This is a genomic window from Ruegeria sp. CE8 (assembly GCF_056537465.1).
The window spans coordinates 231,157-248,322 of record NZ_JBQFRP010000006.1; the positions used below are offsets into that span (position 1 = coordinate 231,157).

The 17,166-nt window shown below is 60.5% G+C and carries 18 protein-coding genes; all 18 read right to left on the bottom strand.

Going from position 1 to position 17,166, the window contains the following annotated elements; all coding sequences use genetic code 11:
* Positions 1-349 precede the first annotated feature (349 nt).
* Positions 350-1,252: an FAD:protein FMN transferase gene (locus ACR0AA_RS12625; protein WP_480666181.1), complete on the bottom strand. Its 903-nt coding sequence runs from the start codon at positions 1,250-1,252 to the stop codon at positions 350-352.
* The gene (locus ACR0AA_RS12630) at positions 1,249-1,764 is read right to left on the bottom strand and encodes a nitrous oxide reductase accessory protein NosL (RefSeq protein WP_480666182.1); all 516 of its coding nucleotides are present in this window, start codon (positions 1,762-1,764) and stop codon (positions 1,249-1,251) included. Before ACR0AA_RS12630 ends, ACR0AA_RS12625 begins: the two co-directional genes overlap by 4 nt.
* Complete coding sequence (locus ACR0AA_RS12635; RefSeq protein ID WP_480666183.1) at positions 1,761-2,582, bottom strand: ABC transporter permease; 822 nt, start codon at positions 2,580-2,582, stop codon at positions 1,761-1,763. The genes ACR0AA_RS12630 and ACR0AA_RS12635 overlap by 4 nt, the downstream gene beginning before the upstream one ends.
* Positions 2,579-3,472, bottom strand: coding sequence for an ABC transporter ATP-binding protein (locus ACR0AA_RS12640; RefSeq protein WP_480756158.1), 894 nt, complete (start codon positions 3,470-3,472; stop codon positions 2,579-2,581). Before ACR0AA_RS12640 ends, ACR0AA_RS12635 begins: the two co-directional genes overlap by 4 nt.
* A complete protein-coding gene (locus ACR0AA_RS12645; RefSeq protein ID WP_480756159.1) occupies positions 3,462-4,718 on the bottom strand; it encodes a nitrous oxide reductase family maturation protein NosD in 1,257 nt (418 codons plus the stop codon). The genes ACR0AA_RS12640 and ACR0AA_RS12645 overlap by 11 nt, the downstream gene beginning before the upstream one ends.
* A gap of 3 nt (positions 4,719-4,721) precedes the next feature.
* A complete protein-coding gene (gene nosZ, locus ACR0AA_RS12650) occupies positions 4,722-6,629 on the bottom strand; it encodes a TAT-dependent nitrous-oxide reductase (RefSeq protein WP_480666186.1) in 1,908 nt (635 codons plus the stop codon).
* A gap of 16 nt (positions 6,630-6,645) precedes the next feature.
* Entirely contained in the window at positions 6,646-8,769 is a 2,124-nt protein-coding gene (locus ACR0AA_RS12655; protein ID WP_480666214.1) for a 4Fe-4S binding protein, read from the bottom strand.
* A gap of 44 nt (positions 8,770-8,813) precedes the next feature.
* Positions 8,814-9,278: a DUF2946 family protein gene (locus ACR0AA_RS12660; protein ID WP_480666187.1), complete on the bottom strand. Its 465-nt coding sequence runs from the start codon at positions 9,276-9,278 to the stop codon at positions 8,814-8,816.
* A gap of 89 nt (positions 9,279-9,367) precedes the next feature.
* Entirely contained in the window at positions 9,368-9,631 is a 264-nt protein-coding gene (locus ACR0AA_RS12665) for a hypothetical protein (RefSeq protein ID WP_480666188.1), read from the bottom strand.
* Positions 9,588-11,141, bottom strand: coding sequence for a cytochrome D1 domain-containing protein (locus ACR0AA_RS12670; RefSeq protein WP_480666189.1), 1,554 nt, complete (start codon positions 11,139-11,141; stop codon positions 9,588-9,590). The genes ACR0AA_RS12665 and ACR0AA_RS12670 overlap by 44 nt, the downstream gene beginning before the upstream one ends.
* Positions 11,116-12,330 carry a heme d1 biosynthesis radical SAM protein NirJ gene (gene nirJ / locus ACR0AA_RS12675; RefSeq protein WP_480666190.1) on the bottom strand — a complete coding sequence of 405 codons (1,215 nt, stop codon included), beginning with the start codon at positions 12,328-12,330 and terminating at the stop codon, positions 11,116-11,118. The genes ACR0AA_RS12670 and nirJ overlap by 26 nt, the downstream gene beginning before the upstream one ends.
* Before the next feature lie 3 nt (positions 12,331-12,333).
* Positions 12,334-12,828 (bottom strand): siroheme decarboxylase subunit beta, encoded by a 495-nt coding sequence (gene ahbB / locus ACR0AA_RS12680; protein ID WP_480756160.1) that lies wholly within the window; start codon positions 12,826-12,828, stop codon positions 12,334-12,336.
* Positions 12,825-13,274, bottom strand: coding sequence for an Lrp/AsnC family transcriptional regulator (locus ACR0AA_RS12685; RefSeq protein WP_480666192.1), 450 nt, complete (start codon positions 13,272-13,274; stop codon positions 12,825-12,827). The genes ahbB (ACR0AA_RS12680) and ACR0AA_RS12685 overlap by 4 nt, the downstream gene beginning before the upstream one ends.
* Positions 13,271-14,260, bottom strand: coding sequence for a siroheme decarboxylase subunit beta (gene ahbB / locus ACR0AA_RS12690; RefSeq protein ID WP_480756161.1), 990 nt, complete (start codon positions 14,258-14,260; stop codon positions 13,271-13,273). The genes ACR0AA_RS12685 and ahbB (ACR0AA_RS12690) overlap by 4 nt, the downstream gene beginning before the upstream one ends.
* Positions 14,261-14,263: 3 nt before the next feature.
* On the bottom strand, positions 14,264-15,409 hold the full coding sequence (locus tag ACR0AA_RS12695) for a cytochrome D1 domain-containing protein (protein ID WP_480756162.1): 1,146 nt from the start codon (positions 15,407-15,409) through the stop codon (positions 14,264-14,266).
* Entirely contained in the window at positions 15,406-15,756 is a 351-nt protein-coding gene (locus ACR0AA_RS12700) for a c-type cytochrome (protein ID WP_480666195.1), read from the bottom strand. The genes ACR0AA_RS12695 and ACR0AA_RS12700 overlap by 4 nt, the downstream gene beginning before the upstream one ends.
* Positions 15,749-16,510 (bottom strand): uroporphyrinogen-III C-methyltransferase, encoded by a 762-nt coding sequence (gene cobA / locus ACR0AA_RS12705; protein WP_480666196.1) that lies wholly within the window; start codon positions 16,508-16,510, stop codon positions 15,749-15,751. Before cobA ends, ACR0AA_RS12700 begins: the two co-directional genes overlap by 8 nt.
* Before the next feature lie 205 nt (positions 16,511-16,715).
* Complete coding sequence (locus ACR0AA_RS12710) at positions 16,716-17,117, bottom strand: cupredoxin domain-containing protein (RefSeq protein WP_480666197.1); 402 nt, start codon at positions 17,115-17,117, stop codon at positions 16,716-16,718.
* Positions 17,118-17,166: the final 49 nt, after the last annotated feature.

Consider the following 17,166-nt stretch of genomic DNA (forward strand, 5'->3'; position numbering starts at 1 on the left):
TCTAATATTGTTTATTATTAATTTGTTGCGATGAGATTCGTCATCTGATGCAACGACAGGATGGCTGCCTTCGTCTCCGCCACCCCCCAATTTCATTGTAGTGCAATGCACGGTGTTCCGTGCACGTCGGTGACCTATTAACGCGACGCGCGCCAGCCAGTCTTTGGTCGACTTTTCCCTGCGATCGGGGTGTTTTCCTTTCGCGGTGCGAGTGTGTCGTTTTCGATGTCCGGTGTGTAAGCGCAGTTAACAAAAGAGCCAAAAAGACGAAACGCCAAGCCGCTGCCATTAGTTCTGGCAGCGGTATAGCGCAGCGTTGTGTCCGGATTATGCTTGTCCCGTGAAGGGATCAGATCTTCATTTCAAGCCTGGCATCGGGGAACCGCATCAGCGCGTTGGCAATCTGCCGATCCGGTAGGGCGCAAAGGGCGGTGGACAGGCCATCTGCAAGCGCTGCAGTCTTTGCAGAGACCGAAAGAACCCGATGTCCGGGCATTTCATCTGTCGGGCTAAGGATGTGGCCGTGAACATCGGTCAACATCAAGCTGGCGGAATCCGAAGTTGCGACGGCCCGGTCACTCAGCGTGATGCGTTTTTTGACCGTCCGCTCCGGCCCGGCAAGACCGACTTGCCAGGGCTGACCATCGTTGCGATCGCCCAAGGCCGCGATCTCTCCCATATCGACCAGCACATTTTTCAGGCCCTTTGACCTGAGCAGCGCGGCAATACGGTCTGTAACCGCACCTTGGGCGATACCGTTCAGCGTCAGTGCCGATTGACCGGGATAAGGCAGGCGGACTGCGTCGCTGTTCACAGAGACCTTGTGCCATCCGATCGTTGCCTTGGCGGATGCGATGTCGACCGCGTTTGCGTTATTGGCCAATGCGACCCACAGGGGTTGGATTGTGGGATCAAAAACCCCATCCGAATTCTCGTAAAGAGCCGTACACAGGCTGAGCAGATCCAACAACTCTGGTGCCGGATTCGACAGCTGACCGTCCCGGTTCAGGCGAGAGAGCTGGGATTCGGGGCGGTACAGGCTGAAGATGTTCTCGAGCCGCGTTACTTCGACTTCGACCGCAGCAAAGATCGGGTGCGCCTGCGCGTCGGTCAGACCTGCCAACTGCATGGTTGCCGGTGCACCCAGGGCGGACCCATGCCACCGGGCCGTCGGTGTGGGGGCGGCGACGGCGGGGCAGGCCGCACTTGCGGCCGAGATTGCCAGAAACCGGCGACGGGACAAAAGGGTCATGCGGGGGTCTCCAGTAACAGGTCCAGATCGACCGGGCCCAGCACCTCGGTGTCTGGGATGTCGGACAGGGGCAGAGCGGAACCGCCATATTGGTCAATGAAGGCAGTGGCGTCATCGGGGTTGGAAAACGGCACCACTTCGCGTGCGCCCATTCCGCCCGCGACATTCGAGCCAACGACAAACGTCGCACTGCCGGCTGCAATCCAATTGGAAATACCAGGCTGTCGCCAGTTGGGCGCGACGCTCATATCGCTGACATAGACAGCGGTGATTTCTGCATCCCGTTCGGGGCTTTTCAGGTAGGCTACCATGTCGCGTACCTGCGCAAAGAACAGCGGGGCAGGGTAGCCTTCCAGATGGATCTGCCCCTTTGGTCCGCCATGTTCTGCGATGTTCATCTGGCAGAAAAAGCTCAGCGCATCCGGGGTCAGATCAACCGGGTCAGGTGCCTCGGCGACTTCTTCTTTGCAGGCGCTTACCGCGAGCAATGCGATCAGGCACAGGCGTTTCATGGCTCAACCCTCCGGAAAGCAAGCCGCGCAAGGGCGAAGCCCAACACTGGCCAAATCAGCAGAGACGCGGGCGCGGCCCAGACGGGCAGGGCTTGCGCGGCTCCGGTCATGCCGGACGCCATCGCAACGCCTTCGGTCGCGGCAATGTTCCACAGACGAAATGCGTCGGCCGGGTTGGCAACCATCACCCACGGAAAGACGGATTGGGTGAATGTGCCGCCATTATCCATGACGACGGCTCCCAACAAGCCCAGATCATAGAGGACGACAAAGACCAGCCAGAGCCCGGCCGACAGACCTGCCGCCGCCGTTGCGCCCCTCGCCAGGGCGGACAGCAGGTATCCCAGCGCCAGAAACACTGCGCCCAGCAGGATGGATGTGAGGATGAGCCGGACCAAAGCCATCAGGCTTTCCGGCCCTGCGCCACCGAACCATGCGGCAACAGCGCCGGCGGTGCCAAAGCCGACGGTCATGGCAAAGGCCAGCGCAGCGAGGTGGGCGGTGAACTTGCCCAACAGGATTTCTCCGCGCCCGGCGGGGTAAGACAGCAGCAGCGACAGGCTGCCGCGGTCCACGTCGCCCGCGATGGCGTCAAACGCGATCATCAGCGCCAGCAGGGGGGCAAGATAGACTGACAACGTTGTCATCGAGGCGACTGAAACGGTCAGCATATCGACCCCTAGCGTGCCGGTTGGTGCGCTGCCCGCAAAGGTCAGCGCCAACGCGAACAGAACCATGATCAGCGTGGCGACCAGCAGCCAGCGGTTACGGCGCAGGATCAGCATTTCAGTGCGGGTGATTGCGAGGAAGCGGGTCATTGCAAATCCTCCTGAGCGTAGTGGCGATAGAGGTCTTCCAGCTTGGGCGGGGTCATTTCCACATCCGCCACTGCATCGCCCAGTCCGGCGATGCGGCGCAGGGCTTCCATCTTGTCATCTGGGGTGCAGAGCAGTTCGACCGACGCGCCATTGATGCGATTTCCGCCCAATTCGGCGGCAAGCGCTTCGGGATTGGCGCTGGCGCGGACCCGCAGGCGGATTGGCAGACCCGCCAGCGCTGAGAGGTTGTTTAACGTGTCATCGGCGACCATCCGACCCTTGCGCATGATGGCGATACGGTCGGTGCGGGCCTCAACTTCGGTCAGCGCATGGCTGGCAATCAGCACCGCGGTGCCTTGGGCAGCCAGTTCATCAATGATGGCGTACAGGTCCTGCCGCGAGATCGGGTCCAAGCCTGATGTTGGCTCATCCAGCAATGCCACTCTCGGCTGACCCAGCAGCACCTGCGCCAGACCCAGACGTTGCCGCATTCCCTTGGAATAGGCTCCGATCCGGCGGTCCAGAGCATCGCTCAGACCCACGCGCTCCAGCAGGCCGGGTACATCCGCTTTGGCACCGGACAATTGCGCAAATAGCGTCAGTTGCTCGCGCCCAGTCAGGGCCGGGTGGAACGACACCGCTTCAGGCAGATACGCGGTCTCGCGCCGCGCCTGTGCGCTGCCGGGGGTGGCGTCTCCGATCCGGATGGCGCCGCCATGGATAGGTGTCAGGCCGAGGATGGATTTGATCAGGGTCGACTTGCCCGCGCCGTTATGGCCCAGCAGTGCGACGCGCTGACCGGGGGTAAGTGACAGGGTGATATCATCAAGAACGCGGGTTTTTCCGCGGTCCTTGCTGACATGGTCGATAGACAGGGCCTTATCCATCATGAGGCACCTTTTTCATAGCTGGGGGTTCAGGGGCTTGCATCAATGGATTGCTGTCCATCACACCGCCCGGCAACAACGCCGGGAAGGCCGATTGCGACCAGCGCACCAGTTGCACGGCAGGGGAGCCGAGCAGTAGTTTGGCTGAGGGTTGGGTCCACAGCACATGGTCCATCGAGTCATTGGGGCGATAGGGGGCATCGGCGATGCCGTTGCCATCCACATCGTAAGCGGCGAAATCGGACCAGTAATTTCCGCGCCCGTCTTCGGACCACTCGACCCATTTGGTCGAGACATATTTCACCTGCGTCCGGTTTCCGACAAAGGCATTGCCGACGATCCGATTGCGTTCGGACCCGGCCGTAAAGTGGATGCCGATCCCGCATCCCTGGAACCAGTTGTCGGTGAATTCGTTCTTGTTGGAGTTATAGAGGAAGGTGCATTTTTCCTTGGCACCTTTCACCACATTGCCGGTGATGACACTCTTGTTGGCGTAGTTCAGCATCACGCCATGTTCCCGGTCGCCGATCGAGACATTGTTGGCCACGGTCACATTGGTCGTGAACATCACGGCATAGCCCAGATCATTGCCGATCGAGATGTTGTCGCTGACGACTGAATTGTCGGCGTACATGTAGTGCACCGCAAACCGCAGATCGCGGAACAGGTTGCCTGTGAAGGTGTTTTTCTTGGACGAGTTCACAAAGATCCCGTCGCGGCCATAGCGGATGTCGTTGTCTTCCACCCGCGCGCCCGGCGCGTTCCAGACATAGACGCCATTGCCACGGTCGTTCATTCGCTGGTCCAAACGGCCTTCGATCCGGTTGCCACGCACGATGCTGTCCTTGGCCCCGTGAATGTCGACGCCGTAGAGATTGCCCAGCAGCACGTTATCCTCAACCACGGGTGCTTTGGCCGTTTTGGTCAGCTGGATACCGCTGTCGATCCCGTCATGGCTTGAACCAGAGCCGATCACCGTCAGCCCGCGCACGGTGACACCCGGCCCGGTCACGGTGATGACGCTGCCCGCGCCTTGCCCGTCAATGGTGGCCTGTCCCAGCCCGTCGATGGTGACGGGCCGGTCCAGAACCAGTGTTTCGGTGTAGACACCGGGGCTCAGGCGGAGGGTGTCCCCATCCGCCGCCTGCGCCAGTATTTCATTGATGGCCCCCGCCCGATTGGGCACATCCCAGTCCGCCGCCCAAAGGGGCGAGCCGAGCAGGAGCGGTATGAGCAGGGACCAACGCATGGGTTATGCTCCCTGCGGTTCGACCAGCATCCGGCCGCGCATTTCCATGTGCAGCGCGTGGCAGAACCACTGGCAATAGAACCAGTGCACGCCCGGACGGTCGGCTGTGAAGGTGACCGAAGCGGTCGCCAGCGGTGCGACCTCCATCGCGATGCCGTAGTTGCCCAGGCAGAAGCCGTGGGTCACATCGTCCACGTCATCCAGGTTGGTGATGTAAACCGTCACCTCGTCACCCTGTTTGACGGTGAACTTCTCTAGGCTGAAGGTCGGAGCCTGCGATGTCATGTAGACCCGCACCTTATTGCCGTCCCGGATGGGTTCCTCGGCGCCTTCTTCCAGATCGATGCCATCAGCTTCGGCCTGTTTGCGGGCGTCTTCCCATGTGACGTCGTTACGATCCCAGACGTTGACTGGGTTCACGATGTCGCTGCGAACGATGATCGAGTCATGCGGTTCGGCAAAGGTCGGGCCGTCGTGAACCACTTTCATCTCGTCGGACGAGATGTCGATCAGCTGCTCGTTTTCGGGCTTCAGCGGACCCACGTTCAGGAAGCGGTCTTTCGAGAACTTATTCATCGAAATCAGCCACTTGCCATCGGCATCCTTGGTTTCACCCATGGAGGTCGAGTTGTGGCCCGGCTGATAGTGCACGTCGACCTTCGAGATGATCGGGTCCACATCGGCACCGCCATAAGCCTCGATTGCCTTGTCGATGTTCCACTTCACGATCTGGCTGTCGAGGAACAGCGTGGTGAACGCGTTGCCCTGGCCATCATAGGCAGTGTGAAGCGGGCCAAGACCCAACTGCGGCTCACCCACAATGCACGACCGTGGATCAGCGTCGCTTTCGAACAGCGCGTCCAGTTTGGTAACGTCCATGATCGAGACGGTCGGCGACAGCTTACCGTTGATGCAGACGTGCTTGCCGTCAGGCGCGGTGTTGATGCCGTGCGGCGAGTTCGGGATCGGGATGTAGCGGGTGTATTTCTTGTTCTGACCCTTACGTCCGTCCAGAACCTTGACGCCTTTCAGCTCCTGATAGTCACCGGCTTCGATGCCTTTTTCGATCTCAGCGAGGTTGAAGACAACGACGTGGTCCAACTCGTTCTCGGTCATTTCGGCCAGGTTCATGCCCATTTCCGAGTTATACGAGGTCGAGTAAGCGTATTTGCCCTGATAGTCGCAATCGGTGTTGTCGAGGTTACCCGACACGATCACCTGCCATGCCACTTCCATGGTGTCACCGTCCAGCGCGGTGAAGATGTTCACGTATTGCGATGGATCGTCCAGCACGCTGCCGTCATTGACCAGCGGAGTTTCATCCTCACCATTGGCAAAGACATAGCCGGTGCGCGGGAATTTCTGCGGACGCAGACCGTGGATCGCCTTGGCGTTCGGGATTTCTGTGATCTTGTCGCATTTCATCACGTCGCAGCGCACGCGGGCGACGCGGGTGTTGGCCTTGTCGTTCATGAACAGGTAGCGGCCGTCATAGGTGCCGTCGGTGAACGACATGTGCGGGTGGTGAAGGTCGCCGTTGTCATAGGTTTTCATGCCGCGCTTGGCGAGAAACTCTTTGGTCTCCGGCAGCAGGCCGTCAGTCATGATCTTCAGCGATTCATTGGTCTGGCCCCAGCCGGTGGCCGAGCAGCGGTTGAAGACCGGCACGCGCATCAGCTCGCGCATGGACGGGAAGCCCAGAATGCGCAGTTCGCCGGTCTGACCCGAGGACCAGAAACCGTAATATTCGTCCAGCTCGCCGGGCTGCAGATTGGCATTGGCCGCGGCGCTGGCCTGTTTCGCGGTCATCAGGGTCGAGCCCAGACCGGTTCCGGCCAGCACGGCGCCGGTTGCGGTTGCACCCAGCATCCCGCGGCGTGTGATGTTCAGTTTGTTTTCATTGTCCGACATGATCGTTCCTCCTTTTTTAGGAAACGGATTGCGGTTTGGCGTTCGGATGGTTCGCCGGTGGTTGTCCGAGTGGGGTCTTCATCTGGACCGACCCGGTCTTGGCCCGCCGCTTCAGCTGGCGGATAACGACGGGACATTTGTCCTCGGACTGGTAGAGCACCTGACAATGCAGGCAGGTGACGCACTCGTTCGGGTTAATCTCACCGGTGGGGTGGATCGCCTGAACGGGGCATTCGTTGGCGCAGGTCTGACAGGGGGTGCCGCAATCCTTGTAGCGGCGCAGCCAGTCGAACATGCGGATACGCGCGGGGATGGCCAGCGCTCCGCCCAGCGGGCAGAGGTAGCGGCAATAGAACCGTTCAATGAACAGCCCGATCCCCAGCAGGGTCAGCGCAAAGACCACAAAGGGCCAGTCGCGCATGAATTTCAGAATGATCGCGGTCTTGAACGGTTCGATCTCGGCATAAGTCTCGGCCAATGGGATCGAGACGAAGCTGAGGCCAAAGAGACCCAGGAAGATCATGTACTTTGCGGGCCAGAGGCGCTCGTTCACACCCCAGGGCAGCGTCCACTGCGGCACCTTGAGCGCGCGGGCGATCTTGTTGGTCAGCTCCTGCAGCGCACCGAATGGACACAGCCAGCCGCAATAGGCCCCACGCCCCCAGAACAGCAACGCGGCAGCGACAGCGAACCACTGGATGAAGACCAGCGGGTCCAGCAGGAAGGCGTCCCAGCTAAATCCGGTCCGTAGGCTTCCGGCCAAGGCCATCAGGTTCACGACGCTCAGCTGCGCGTTGGCATACCAACCGATGAAGAACAGGGTCATGGTCAGATAGCCGATGCGGAACCAATAGAAGACCCGCGCGTTCATCGTGGCGTGGAACTGGAAAAAGAAGGTCGCTGTCAGCACCAGCAGCATGACGCCCAAAACGCCGATTTCAACGGTGCGGTCCTTCCAGATACGCTTCCACAAAGCGGCCTTGGCGGCGGCTTCGCCGGTAGCGTCATCCACCACGGCTGGGGCCGCAACCGGCAGCAGGTACTGTTCCGGCAGTTTATAGCCCAGATCAAAAGTCAGGAACGTTTTTTCAACTGCGCCCACGGCCCGCTGCACCAGCAGTTGCAGGCGGAACGGCTCGGCAGGGTTAAACTCAGCCTCGGCAGGGATTTTGAAGATATCCAGTTCGTTAAAACTCGGTGCATCCGAAGCCGCGACCTTGCCCAGACGCTCTTGCTGCTTGTCGAAGAACCGAACCGAGTTGTCGCCCTGGATCAGCTGAATGCGGTCAAAAATGCCGCCGCGGACATAACCCGATCCCTTAAAACTGTAGGCCCCGCGCCCCAGCACCAGAATGGCCTGTTCGCCTTCGTCCAGCCACTCGGTCAGGTTCTGATACTCGGCCGCGCCCAACAGGGACTTGCCGATCGACGGAACTGAGACCAGCGCCACATGCATGTCGATGAACGTGTCGTCAGGCTCACCCGGTTCCGGGCGTTTGATGGCACGCTGATCGCCTGTGGCCTCAAACGCGGCGTTGACCTGGCCAACATCCAGCGTCAGACGCCGGATTGAGCCGTCGCCGGACAGGGTGGTCCAGTCGTATGTGGCGTTCTGCGCCATATCGACTTCGCGTTTCGGGCCATCGGCCTGCAGCGGAGACAATCCACCCAGACCCAGCGCGCGGGCCACCTTGATACCGCCGCGCACAAGGCTGTCGTCGATCACCATGATCGTGACCGTCGCGCCCGAGATAATGTCGAGGTCATGCCCCTCGCCCCCGGTCTCGGCTTCGACCTTCAGGTCCAGCCCGGCATAGCCTTCGGTCAACTCGACCATGCGTGAGTTGGGGATGCCGATCAGGACGATGGGTTCCGAGTGTTTGACCAGCTTCACACCGGTCAGAACCGCATCGTCGTCGATAGCGGCCACAACGTGGATAGGTTTGCCAGAATAACCGGTGGTGCCGACGAAATCGGATGTCAGGAAAGCCCAGGCGACGGTCTCTTCGCCTTTCAGAACCGGGGCAACGGGTACGTCATCGCGCACCGGGCCAAAGGTATCGGCACCGGGAACCAGATCGGCAGGCGTGATATCGGGCAGGAAGCTGGCGAGGCTGTCGGCCCGGGCGCTGATCGCCATCAGGCAGGACAGGGTAAGGGCCAGCAGGAAATGGATTGCGCGACTTACGACCACAGCGCACCTCCGGGTATTTGGATTGACGCTATGGACGCGCGCGGGGCGCGTTCGGTGTTATTTTTGGGCGCAACCGGGGGCCCTCGGGTTTCGGGCCATAGCAAGGCAGAACTGTAGGGTTCGCACAGGAAACGAACGCCGCGTTGCGCGGTTTCGACAAATCCGATCCGGTTCAGTTGAGTCAGGTCGGGCAGCGGCGCTGCCGCCGTTATCGCGCATAGTGCACAATCGGCACATTTGGGACAGGGTGCGGTCGGGTCGCGGTTTTCCTCTTCGAGGTCCACCTCTACCCAGACCGCCCCTGCCTCCGAGCAGATCTCCACCCACATGCTTGTTCCGGGACTCGCCAGCGCCGGGCCAAGCATTTGCAACAAAAGCAGGAAAATGCCCGCCAGCGCACATGTCGCACGCAGGGCGCGATCAGGGAGATTGTGCAGAGGGTTAAGGGCGGGCATGGAGAATCCAACTCGGCAATCTTTCCTGAGTCCTAGGGGATTCTCTCGCTCCGATACTTGACTTAGGTCAGGTCGCTGGAAATTCTCATTTATCCGTCAGCTTCGTCCATCAACCTGCGCAGCCAGCGACCCGCCAGCCAGGATGCCGGGACGCCCAAAGGGATCGACCACAGGATTGCGGTGACGGGTGCGATTATGCCAAAGCCTGCGCTGTTGGCGATCAGCCCTGCCAGAAACAGGTTGATGGCCACGGTCAATGCCGTGGCCGGATAAAGCAGAATGGCCAGTTTCCAAACCGGCCATTTGCCGTCAGTGGCTGGTGCCTTCCGAGAAGGTGATTTTGTTCCAGACATTGTATTTCCCCGAAGGTTTGCGCATCGGCAGACGGCGGACTTCTTCCAGTGTCTGCGCGTCGTAAACGATCACCGCGCCATCATCTTCCCAGATCGAAACAAGCGCATGGCGACCATCCTTTGTGAACTCGACATGGGCCACGGTCTTGCCCGGCGCGGGGCGCAAAGTCTTCACGATCTTAAGGCTTTGCTTGTCGATCACATGCATCGCATCCTTGTTGGGACCAAAGAACACATCGGCCCAGACATAGGGCGAATTCTCATGACTGCGCATGAAGAATCCCGGTCCTTCGGTCTTGATCCGTTTGACGGTCTCCCAGGTTTCCATGTCGATCACCGACACGGTGCCATCAGTCAGGTGCGGCGTGGCCATAACGGTCGTATCGCCATGCTGCCACGTGATGCCCGAGCCCAGATGCGGCATGCCCGGCAGGTCGAGATCGGCGACTTTCTGGCCGATCACCAGATCGATCACCTGACCACCCTTGCCATCGCGCGAGGCGCCCATAACGTATTCATAGCTCTGGTCGAAGAAAAAATCGTCCAGATAGTCGGGCGTAGTAATCTTGCGCACCGGGAAGGGGTCGGGATTCTTGAACTGACCCTCGATGCGGAAGTCGTGACCCAGGCCGGATTGGGGTGGGTTCTCGCCATAGAAAACCTCCCAGATCTCGGGTACGTCTTTCAGAGCCAGCACAAAACTTTCGCGCGGTGGGGCCTGATACACGGCCGAGACACGGCTGGGGACTCCCTTCTTGCTCTTGATCTCAACGACCTTGGCAACCGACAGGTCCTCGGTCGACAGCAGGGTCAGGCTGTTGGGCAGGTAATTCGCCACGGCAACCCATTTGCCATCGCCAGACATGGCGATGTTGCGGCTGTTGAGGCCTGCGCGCACGCGACCCACCTGTTTCAGCGCCCAGATGTCGTATTTCTGCACCCAGCCATCGCGGGACATGATGAACACGTACCGCCCGTCGGGGCTGAACTTCGGACCACCGTGAACGGCGAAGGGGGTCTCGAACCGGTCCAGAACCTCGAAGGTGTCACCATCCAGAACGCTGACATGATGATCTCCGGTCTCGACCGCCAGCGTGATATTCATCGGGTCGCTGTCCCAGACAGGGGCATCAGCCGAGACATAGTCCTCGTCCAGCGTCCGGCTGGCCATGATATCCGCCTCGCCCCATTCGGGATCATTTTCCAGCGGAGATTTCAGCCAGCCCGCCAGTTCCTCGATCTGCAATGCATCCAGCTCGTGCGAAAACGCAGGCATCTGAGTGGCGGTGCGACCTTCGGCAATCACGGCGGCCACGCGCGGCCCGCGCATGCGTTTCAATGTCTCGGGGATCAGGGCAGGACCCACACCGCCCAGACGGTTCTCGCCGTGGCACGAAGCGCAATGTTCGGCATAGTCCGACGGTGCATCGGCCCAGGCGGTGCTGGCCATCAACAGGGAACAGAACGTGCCGATTTTCAGAGTGTCAAAAGAACTGATGCGCCGGATCATGGCGTTTCCCCCGGAACGGCGTGACACGCAGACGATCGCCCGCACCCTCAACGCCAATTTCTTCGTTTGATAGATAGCAGGCCGGATCTTCGGCCCAGGGATCACCGGTCAGCTGCAACGCCCGAATCCGGGTATTACCGCCGCAGACGTCCTTGAGTTGACAGGCCCCGCAACGCCCTTTCAGCGGACGCGGGCGGGTGCGCAGCATGGCCAACATCTGGTCGTCGCTGGTCCAGAGTTCGGAAAACGATCGGGTCTTCACATTGCCGACCGTGTAGTCGGACCAATAGGTGTCGGGATGCACGCGTCCCAGATTGTCGATATTCGCCACGCCCAGACCGCTGGAGTTGCCCCCCCAGGCGGCCAAATGTTCGCGGACATGCGCCACTTTTTCGGCATCGAAATGCGTGCGGATCCAATTCAGGAAATACCCCGCGTCAGCGTCGTTGTTGCCTGTCACGATGTCCAGCGGGCGCCCGCCCGAAACGGCCTCCCATGCGCGGTCCAGCAGCAGATCGAGACCCTTGCGGGTGCGCAGGTGTTCGGCGTCTTCGCCCCGGTTCTTGTCGCCACGCCCGGCATAGACAAGGTGAGACAGATAGAACTTGTCCACGCCTTCGTCGTCGCACAGTTGCAACAGGTCCGGCAGGTGATGCTGGGTGCCCTCGGTCAGACAGAACCGCAGGCCGACCTTGATGCCGCGTTTCTTGCATTCGCGCACGCCGCGCAGGGCGTCGGCAAAGGCGCCCTCGACGCCGCGAAACCAGTCATTGGTGGCGCCGATCCCGTCCAGCGAAATGCCGACATAGTTGAACCCCACATCGGCGATCATGTCAGCGGTTTCGTCGTAGATCCGCGTGCCGTTGGTCGACAGTGCCAGCATCGGCACCAGTTCACGCGCGCGCTTGGCAATATCAAAGAAATCGAACCGGTCCAGCGGCTCCCCACCCGAGAGGATCAGGGCTGGAACGCGAAACTGGCCCAGATCCTCAAGGGTTACCATGGCTTGCTCATGGCTGAGCTCGCCGGGGAACGCCACATCCGCCGAAACGGTGTAGCAATGGCGGCATTTCAAATTGCAACGCCGCGTCAGGTTCCAGATCACAACTGGTTTTACCGGTCCGGGGCGACGTTTGCGCACCGGGGTCGGTTTGACCAACTGGTGCATATATTCGGTCAGGCGGAACATGTCTCAGCCTTTCGCTTGCTCTTTGGATTTCAGGCGCAGCCCGGTCTTTTTCAGAATGCGCGTGGAATAGAGGATGTCTTTGGCCCGGCAGGCATCGCCCAGAATCGCCGTGATCTCGGCCCGTTTTTCTTCGACCTCATCACGGTCCTTTCCGTGAACCATGGCGAACAGGTTGTAGGGCCAGTCGGGCAGGGCGCGGGGGCGTTCATAGCAATGGGTGACAAACGGCAGTGCACCGATCTGGGCGCCCAGTTCGGTGATGCGGGCGTCTTCGACATCCCAGACGGTCATGCCGTTCGATGTCATGCCCAGCTTGTAGTGGTTGGGCGCGGCGGCGATGCGGCGGATCACACCGCGCGATTTCAGCTCGGCCAGACGATGCAGCAGCGCGTCCTCGACGATGCCAAGGCTGTCCGCCACCTGCGCATAGGGTGCGGGCACCAGAGGCAGGCCGCCTTGCAGCGCCTCGATAATCTCTCTGTCTTTTGCGTCGATCATGCCGCCACCCGGAAGCCGATGAAGAATTCCTGAAGTTTGGGGAAACGGAGAACCACGATCCCCGTTTCCCGTTCGATTGCATCGGCGGCGGCCTCGATCCCCTCGGGCGTTTCGGTGGCCAGCACGAACCACATGTTCAGCCGGTGCGTACGCTCATAATTATGGGCGACCTCGGGATGCGCATTGACTTTGGTCAGGACGGTTTCGAAATTCTCGGCCGGAACTGCCATTGCGCACAGGCAAAATGCGCCCCCCATTGCGGCGGCGTCGAAGAAGGGGCCGAAGCGTGTGATTACCCGGTCGTCTTTCAGGCGAGTCAGACGTGCCAGCAGGTCATGTTCCGACAAATCCAGTTCTTCGGCCACTGCTGCATAGGGATGCGACGTCAGCGGCAGGTCGTCCTGCATCCGGTTCAGAATTGCCCGGTCAGTTGCGTCAAGCGTCATGCCGCGGCCTCCTTTGTCTGGATCAGCGCACCGGTCTGTTTGAAACAGCGGGTCGAGAACAGGACCTTATGCTGCGCGCCAAACAGTTCCGGCAGGGCGCGTGCACTGGCCAAAACCTCGAGCGCTTCGCTGCGCGAACGGGCGTGGATCATGGAGTAAAGGCGGTAGGGCCAGACCCCTTCGATTGGGCGTCGTTCGTAACACAGGGTCACCCCGGGATGGGCCGCAAGGGCGGGTCCGGCGGCGTCGATCTGCTCGCTGGGCAAGTCCCAGACGACCATCGCATTGGCTGACCACCCAAGCGCGCGGTGCCGCACGATAACCCCAAGGCGCGAGATTATGCCGGCGCTGTGCAGCGCCTCGATCCGCGCCATCACTTCTGCCGCTTCGCGGTCCAGTGATCGGGCCAATTCGGTATAAGGTTCAGCAACCAGAGGCAGCCCGGAACTGAGGGCCTGCAACAAGGTTCGGTCGCCTGCTTGCAACGCCGAGCAATCAACCCGCCGTGGTCCGGGCACGTTGCGGACCTCGCCAGACATCCGAAAGCCCAGATCCACATTGAACGGGCGCACCAGTCGCAGGTCCAGAACCCGCAGCCCGGTGCGATTGGCGATTCGGGTCAGCGTTTCGTCGACATGCGCGCGGTCCGGCCCGGTGGCGACAAACCACAGGTTCCACTTGTTCTCGCGCTGGTAATTGTGGTTCACGCCCGGCTCGGCGTCGATCAGCGCGGCAACCTCTTCCAGCCGTTCATTAGGTGCGGCAACCGCGGCCAACGTGCTGGCCGAAACCGCCCCCGGCGCGACTGTCGCGCCAACTCGGGTGATCCGTCCGGTGGCTCGCATCCGGGTCAGGCGGTCGAGCACTTCGCTCTCGTCCAGTCCAAGCGTGAAAGCCAGCACCTGAAAAGGGCGCTCGGTGACGGGAAAGTCGCGCTGAAACTCATCCAGCAGCCTACGATCGATCGGATCGGTGATATGCTCCATCGCTTACAGCCCCATTTTGTGCGCACGGGCAGTGAAGAAGATGCCCGAGGGGCTGTCCGCATCAATCTCGCGCAGTTTTTCGAAGGTCTGCGTGTCGTAGACCATGACCTTGTTGGCATCGCGCACGCTGAGCCAGACCTCATGCCCGCGCGGTGTGAATTCCATATGCAGCACCGCCGGACCCGGCTTGAATTCATGGATGATCTCTTTGCTGACGCTGTCGATTACCTGGATCGTGTCGTTCAGCGGGTGGGCGAAATTCACCCAAACCTGCCGCCCGTCGGGGCGGGCCATGGCAAAGACCGGCTGACCGTAAGTTAGGGTTCGCCCTGTTTCCTCCAGGGTGTCGGCATCGATCCACAGAACTTCGTGGTGGCCCACTGCAGGCAGAACAAACTCGCGGCCTGTCAGTGCCCAGCCTTCCAGATGGGGCATTTTGTAAACAGGCATTTCTTCCTGACCACGGCCGTAGTCCGGCAACACGCGGATGGGTTCGGGACTATCGGCCCAAAGGTCCAACGCGGTCAGACCGTCCTCGCCAAAGAGGCCAGTAATATAGGTCCGGCCATTGGCGGTGATCAGCGCGTCATAGGGATTTTTGCCCATGTCGGGGATCTTGGTGATCTCGGGGTCGCCCTTGGCGAAATCGGCGATCCATGTCTCGCCCGTGTCCCACATGGTAAAGACGAACCGGCGACCGGGTGCATCGACCAGGCCGATTGTTTTGCTGTCGGTGGGGATGTCGGCAACCATTTCCAGCGTGTCCGCATCAAAGACGCGCACGCCACCGGGTTCGTAATTCGAAACTGCCACCAATTGGCCATCATCCGAGATCGCGCCGCCAATGGCGTTGCCGGCCTGCACCACACGGTTCACGATCTGACGGGTGACGATATCAACCTTTGTCAGCCCGCCATCGCGCCCGAAGACATAGGCAAAGCGCTCATCGGGTGAATAAACCAGCGAGGCATGGGACAGATCGCCCAGCCCTTCGATCCGGGCCAGAGCCGCCCGGTCGGATTGATCAACCAGCAGAACCGAACCTTTGGCGCGTTCGATCACCAGCCCAAGGTCTCCGGTGGCCGTGGTTTCGGCTTGCGCCGTTGTCATCATCAGTGTGGCCGCAAGGCTAAGGATGAGGTGTTTCATTGTGCCTCCGATTCAAGAAGGTAACGAGCGATCCATTCGGCCTCTTCCTCGCTGATCAAAGGCCGCCATGGGGGCATTGCCGTATCGGGGATGCCATCGAGGATGACGCCGGTCAGAACGTCCGCGTCGTAATGCTCCAGAGTTTCCGATCGCAGATCCGGACCAAGGCCACCCTTGAGGCTCAGCCCGTGGCACGAACCGCAATCCTGGTGGACAAGACGTTTCAGGGCGTTGGGATCAATCACGTCAGCGGCAAGAGCCGACGTTGCGATCAGTACAGCTGTAGTGAGGACCGCGCGTGAGGTCCAAGCCGGAAGCCCGCCGATCATTTGGGCGACGCTAGCCATGAGCCTGCTCCAACAGGTCAGCCACAGGGCGATCCGCGTACAGCGAAACCACCTGTCCGATGATAAACAGCGTCGGGGCCTTCAGGTCGGCGTCCCGCACATCTGTAGCGAGCTGATCGAGGCGCGAAACAAGTCGGCGTTCCTCTGGCGTGGTCGCCTTGCCAACGGCCAGAACGGGGGTCGAGCCTGGCAGGTTTTCGGTCATCAGCCCCATGGCGATCTGACCGATATTGGCGACCCCCATGTAGATCACAAGGGTGGTTGCGGGATCGGCAAGGCGTTTCCAATCGAGGTCCAGCACCTTGTCCGCCTGCCGGTGGCCGGTGACGTACTGGACCGAGGTCGCCAACCCGCGATGGGTCAACGGTACGCCTGTCGAACAGGACGCCCCCTGTGCCGCCGTGATACCCGGCGCGTATTCGATTGCGATACCGTGGGCCATCAGATAGGCGGCCTCTTCCGAACCGCGGCCAAAGATCATCGGATCGCCGCCTTTAAGACGGGCAACGGTGTGACCTGCGCGGGCCTCTTCGACCAGAATTTCGTTGATGCGATCCTGCGGGACGGTATGGCATTTGGGGGCCTTGCCCACAGGGATGAGACGTGCGTTTTCCGCGTGCATGGCGAGGATGTCGGCCGAGACCAGACGGTCGTAAACCACGACATCGGCTTCTTGCAGCATACGCAATGCGCGCAGGGTCATCAGTTCGGGGTCGCCAGGGCCAGCGCCTATCAGAAAAACCTTACCGCTCATGTGCAAACTCGCTTGTTCTGAATGTCTTCGGAACCCGGGTTTTCCTGCCGTTTCCATGCGCGCATTTGGGACGTTGCTGGGTGAGCCGGGCGTGTCATGACGGCAGACTGGCGCAATCCTAAACCAACCTCCTTGACATAAGTTAAGGAGCGCGGGATTTGCGCCCGCGCTCCTTTCTTCATGCCTGTTTTTATTCTGCCTCGGCTCAGGGTTCGACGGTGACCATTCCGATCATATTCTGTGTTTCCCAATGCGGGCCGCACAGGTATTCCTGCGGGCCGGGCGTGAGGAACGTCAGATCAACGGATTCCTCAGGGAACAAACGGTCGCTTTCGGGTTCACTACCATCCTTCAGCAGGACCGAGTGGCTGGTGCGTTTGTCCACGTTCACCCAGCGCACCGTGGTGCCCGGTTTGACTGTCAGTTCGGTAGGACAGAAATTGTATTTGTACATCAGAACCACTTCGGCGTCCTCGACCGCCGATGAGGGTTGACCGAACAGCTCGGCATAGCGTTCTTCGGCCTCAGCACAGATCGTGGCGGCCTCGTCCGCAAATGCAGGCGCTGCCATAAGCAGCAGCGCAGGAAGAAGGCGGTGGGGTTTCATTGTCCATGTCTCCTTTCCGAAAAGGGTAGGGGCCGGATTGCCCGGCCCC

What these genes read in the sequence shown, in the direction of transcription:
- ACR0AA_RS12630 (WP_480666182.1), bottom strand. Translation starts at nt 1,764, where the DNA reads ATGAAACGCCTGTGCCTGATCGCATTGCTCGCGGTAAGCGCCTGCAAA.
- ahbB (WP_480756160.1), bottom strand. Translation starts at nt 12,828, where the DNA reads ATGATCGACGCAAAAGACAGAGAGATTATCGAGGCGCTGCAAGGCGGC.
- ACR0AA_RS12625 (WP_480666181.1), bottom strand. Translation starts at nt 1,252, where the DNA reads ATGACCCTTTTGTCCCGTCGCCGGTTTCTGGCAATCTCGGCCGCAAGT.
- ACR0AA_RS12635 (WP_480666183.1), bottom strand. Translation starts at nt 2,582, where the DNA reads ATGACCCGCTTCCTCGCAATCACCCGCACTGAAATGCTGATCCTGCGC.
- ACR0AA_RS12640 (WP_480756158.1), bottom strand. Translation starts at nt 3,472, where the DNA reads ATGATGGATAAGGCCCTGTCTATCGACCATGTCAGCAAGGACCGCGGA.
- ACR0AA_RS12695 (WP_480756162.1), bottom strand. Translation starts at nt 15,409, where the DNA reads ATGAAACACCTCATCCTTAGCCTTGCGGCCACACTGATGATGACAACG.
- ACR0AA_RS12700 (WP_480666195.1), bottom strand. Translation starts at nt 15,756, where the DNA reads ATGGCTAGCGTCGCCCAAATGATCGGCGGGCTTCCGGCTTGGACCTCA.
- ACR0AA_RS12655 (WP_480666214.1), bottom strand. Translation starts at nt 8,769, where the DNA reads ATGGCGATCAGCGCCCGGGCCGACAGCCTCGCCAGCTTCCTGCCCGAT.
- ACR0AA_RS12665 (WP_480666188.1), bottom strand. Translation starts at nt 9,631, where the DNA reads ATGTCTGGAACAAAATCACCTTCTCGGAAGGCACCAGCCACTGACGGC.
- ACR0AA_RS12645 (WP_480756159.1), bottom strand. Translation starts at nt 4,718, where the DNA reads ATGCGTTGGTCCCTGCTCATACCGCTCCTGCTCGGCTCGCCCCTTTGG.
- nirJ (WP_480666190.1), bottom strand. Translation starts at nt 12,330, where the DNA reads ATGTTCCGCCTGACCGAATATATGCACCAGTTGGTCAAACCGACCCCG.
- ACR0AA_RS12670 (WP_480666189.1), bottom strand. Translation starts at nt 11,141, where the DNA reads ATGATCCGGCGCATCAGTTCTTTTGACACTCTGAAAATCGGCACGTTC.
- cobA (WP_480666196.1), bottom strand. Translation starts at nt 16,510, where the DNA reads ATGAGCGGTAAGGTTTTTCTGATAGGCGCTGGCCCTGGCGACCCCGAA.
- ahbB (WP_480756161.1), bottom strand. Translation starts at nt 14,260, where the DNA reads ATGGAGCATATCACCGATCCGATCGATCGTAGGCTGCTGGATGAGTTT.
- ACR0AA_RS12660 (WP_480666187.1), bottom strand. Translation starts at nt 9,278, where the DNA reads ATGCCCGCCCTTAACCCTCTGCACAATCTCCCTGATCGCGCCCTGCGT.
- ACR0AA_RS12685 (WP_480666192.1), bottom strand. Translation starts at nt 13,274, where the DNA reads ATGACGCTTGACGCAACTGACCGGGCAATTCTGAACCGGATGCAGGAC.
- ACR0AA_RS12710 (WP_480666197.1), bottom strand. Translation starts at nt 17,117, where the DNA reads ATGAAACCCCACCGCCTTCTTCCTGCGCTGCTGCTTATGGCAGCGCCT.
- nosZ (WP_480666186.1), bottom strand. Translation starts at nt 6,629, where the DNA reads ATGTCGGACAATGAAAACAAACTGAACATCACACGCCGCGGGATGCTG.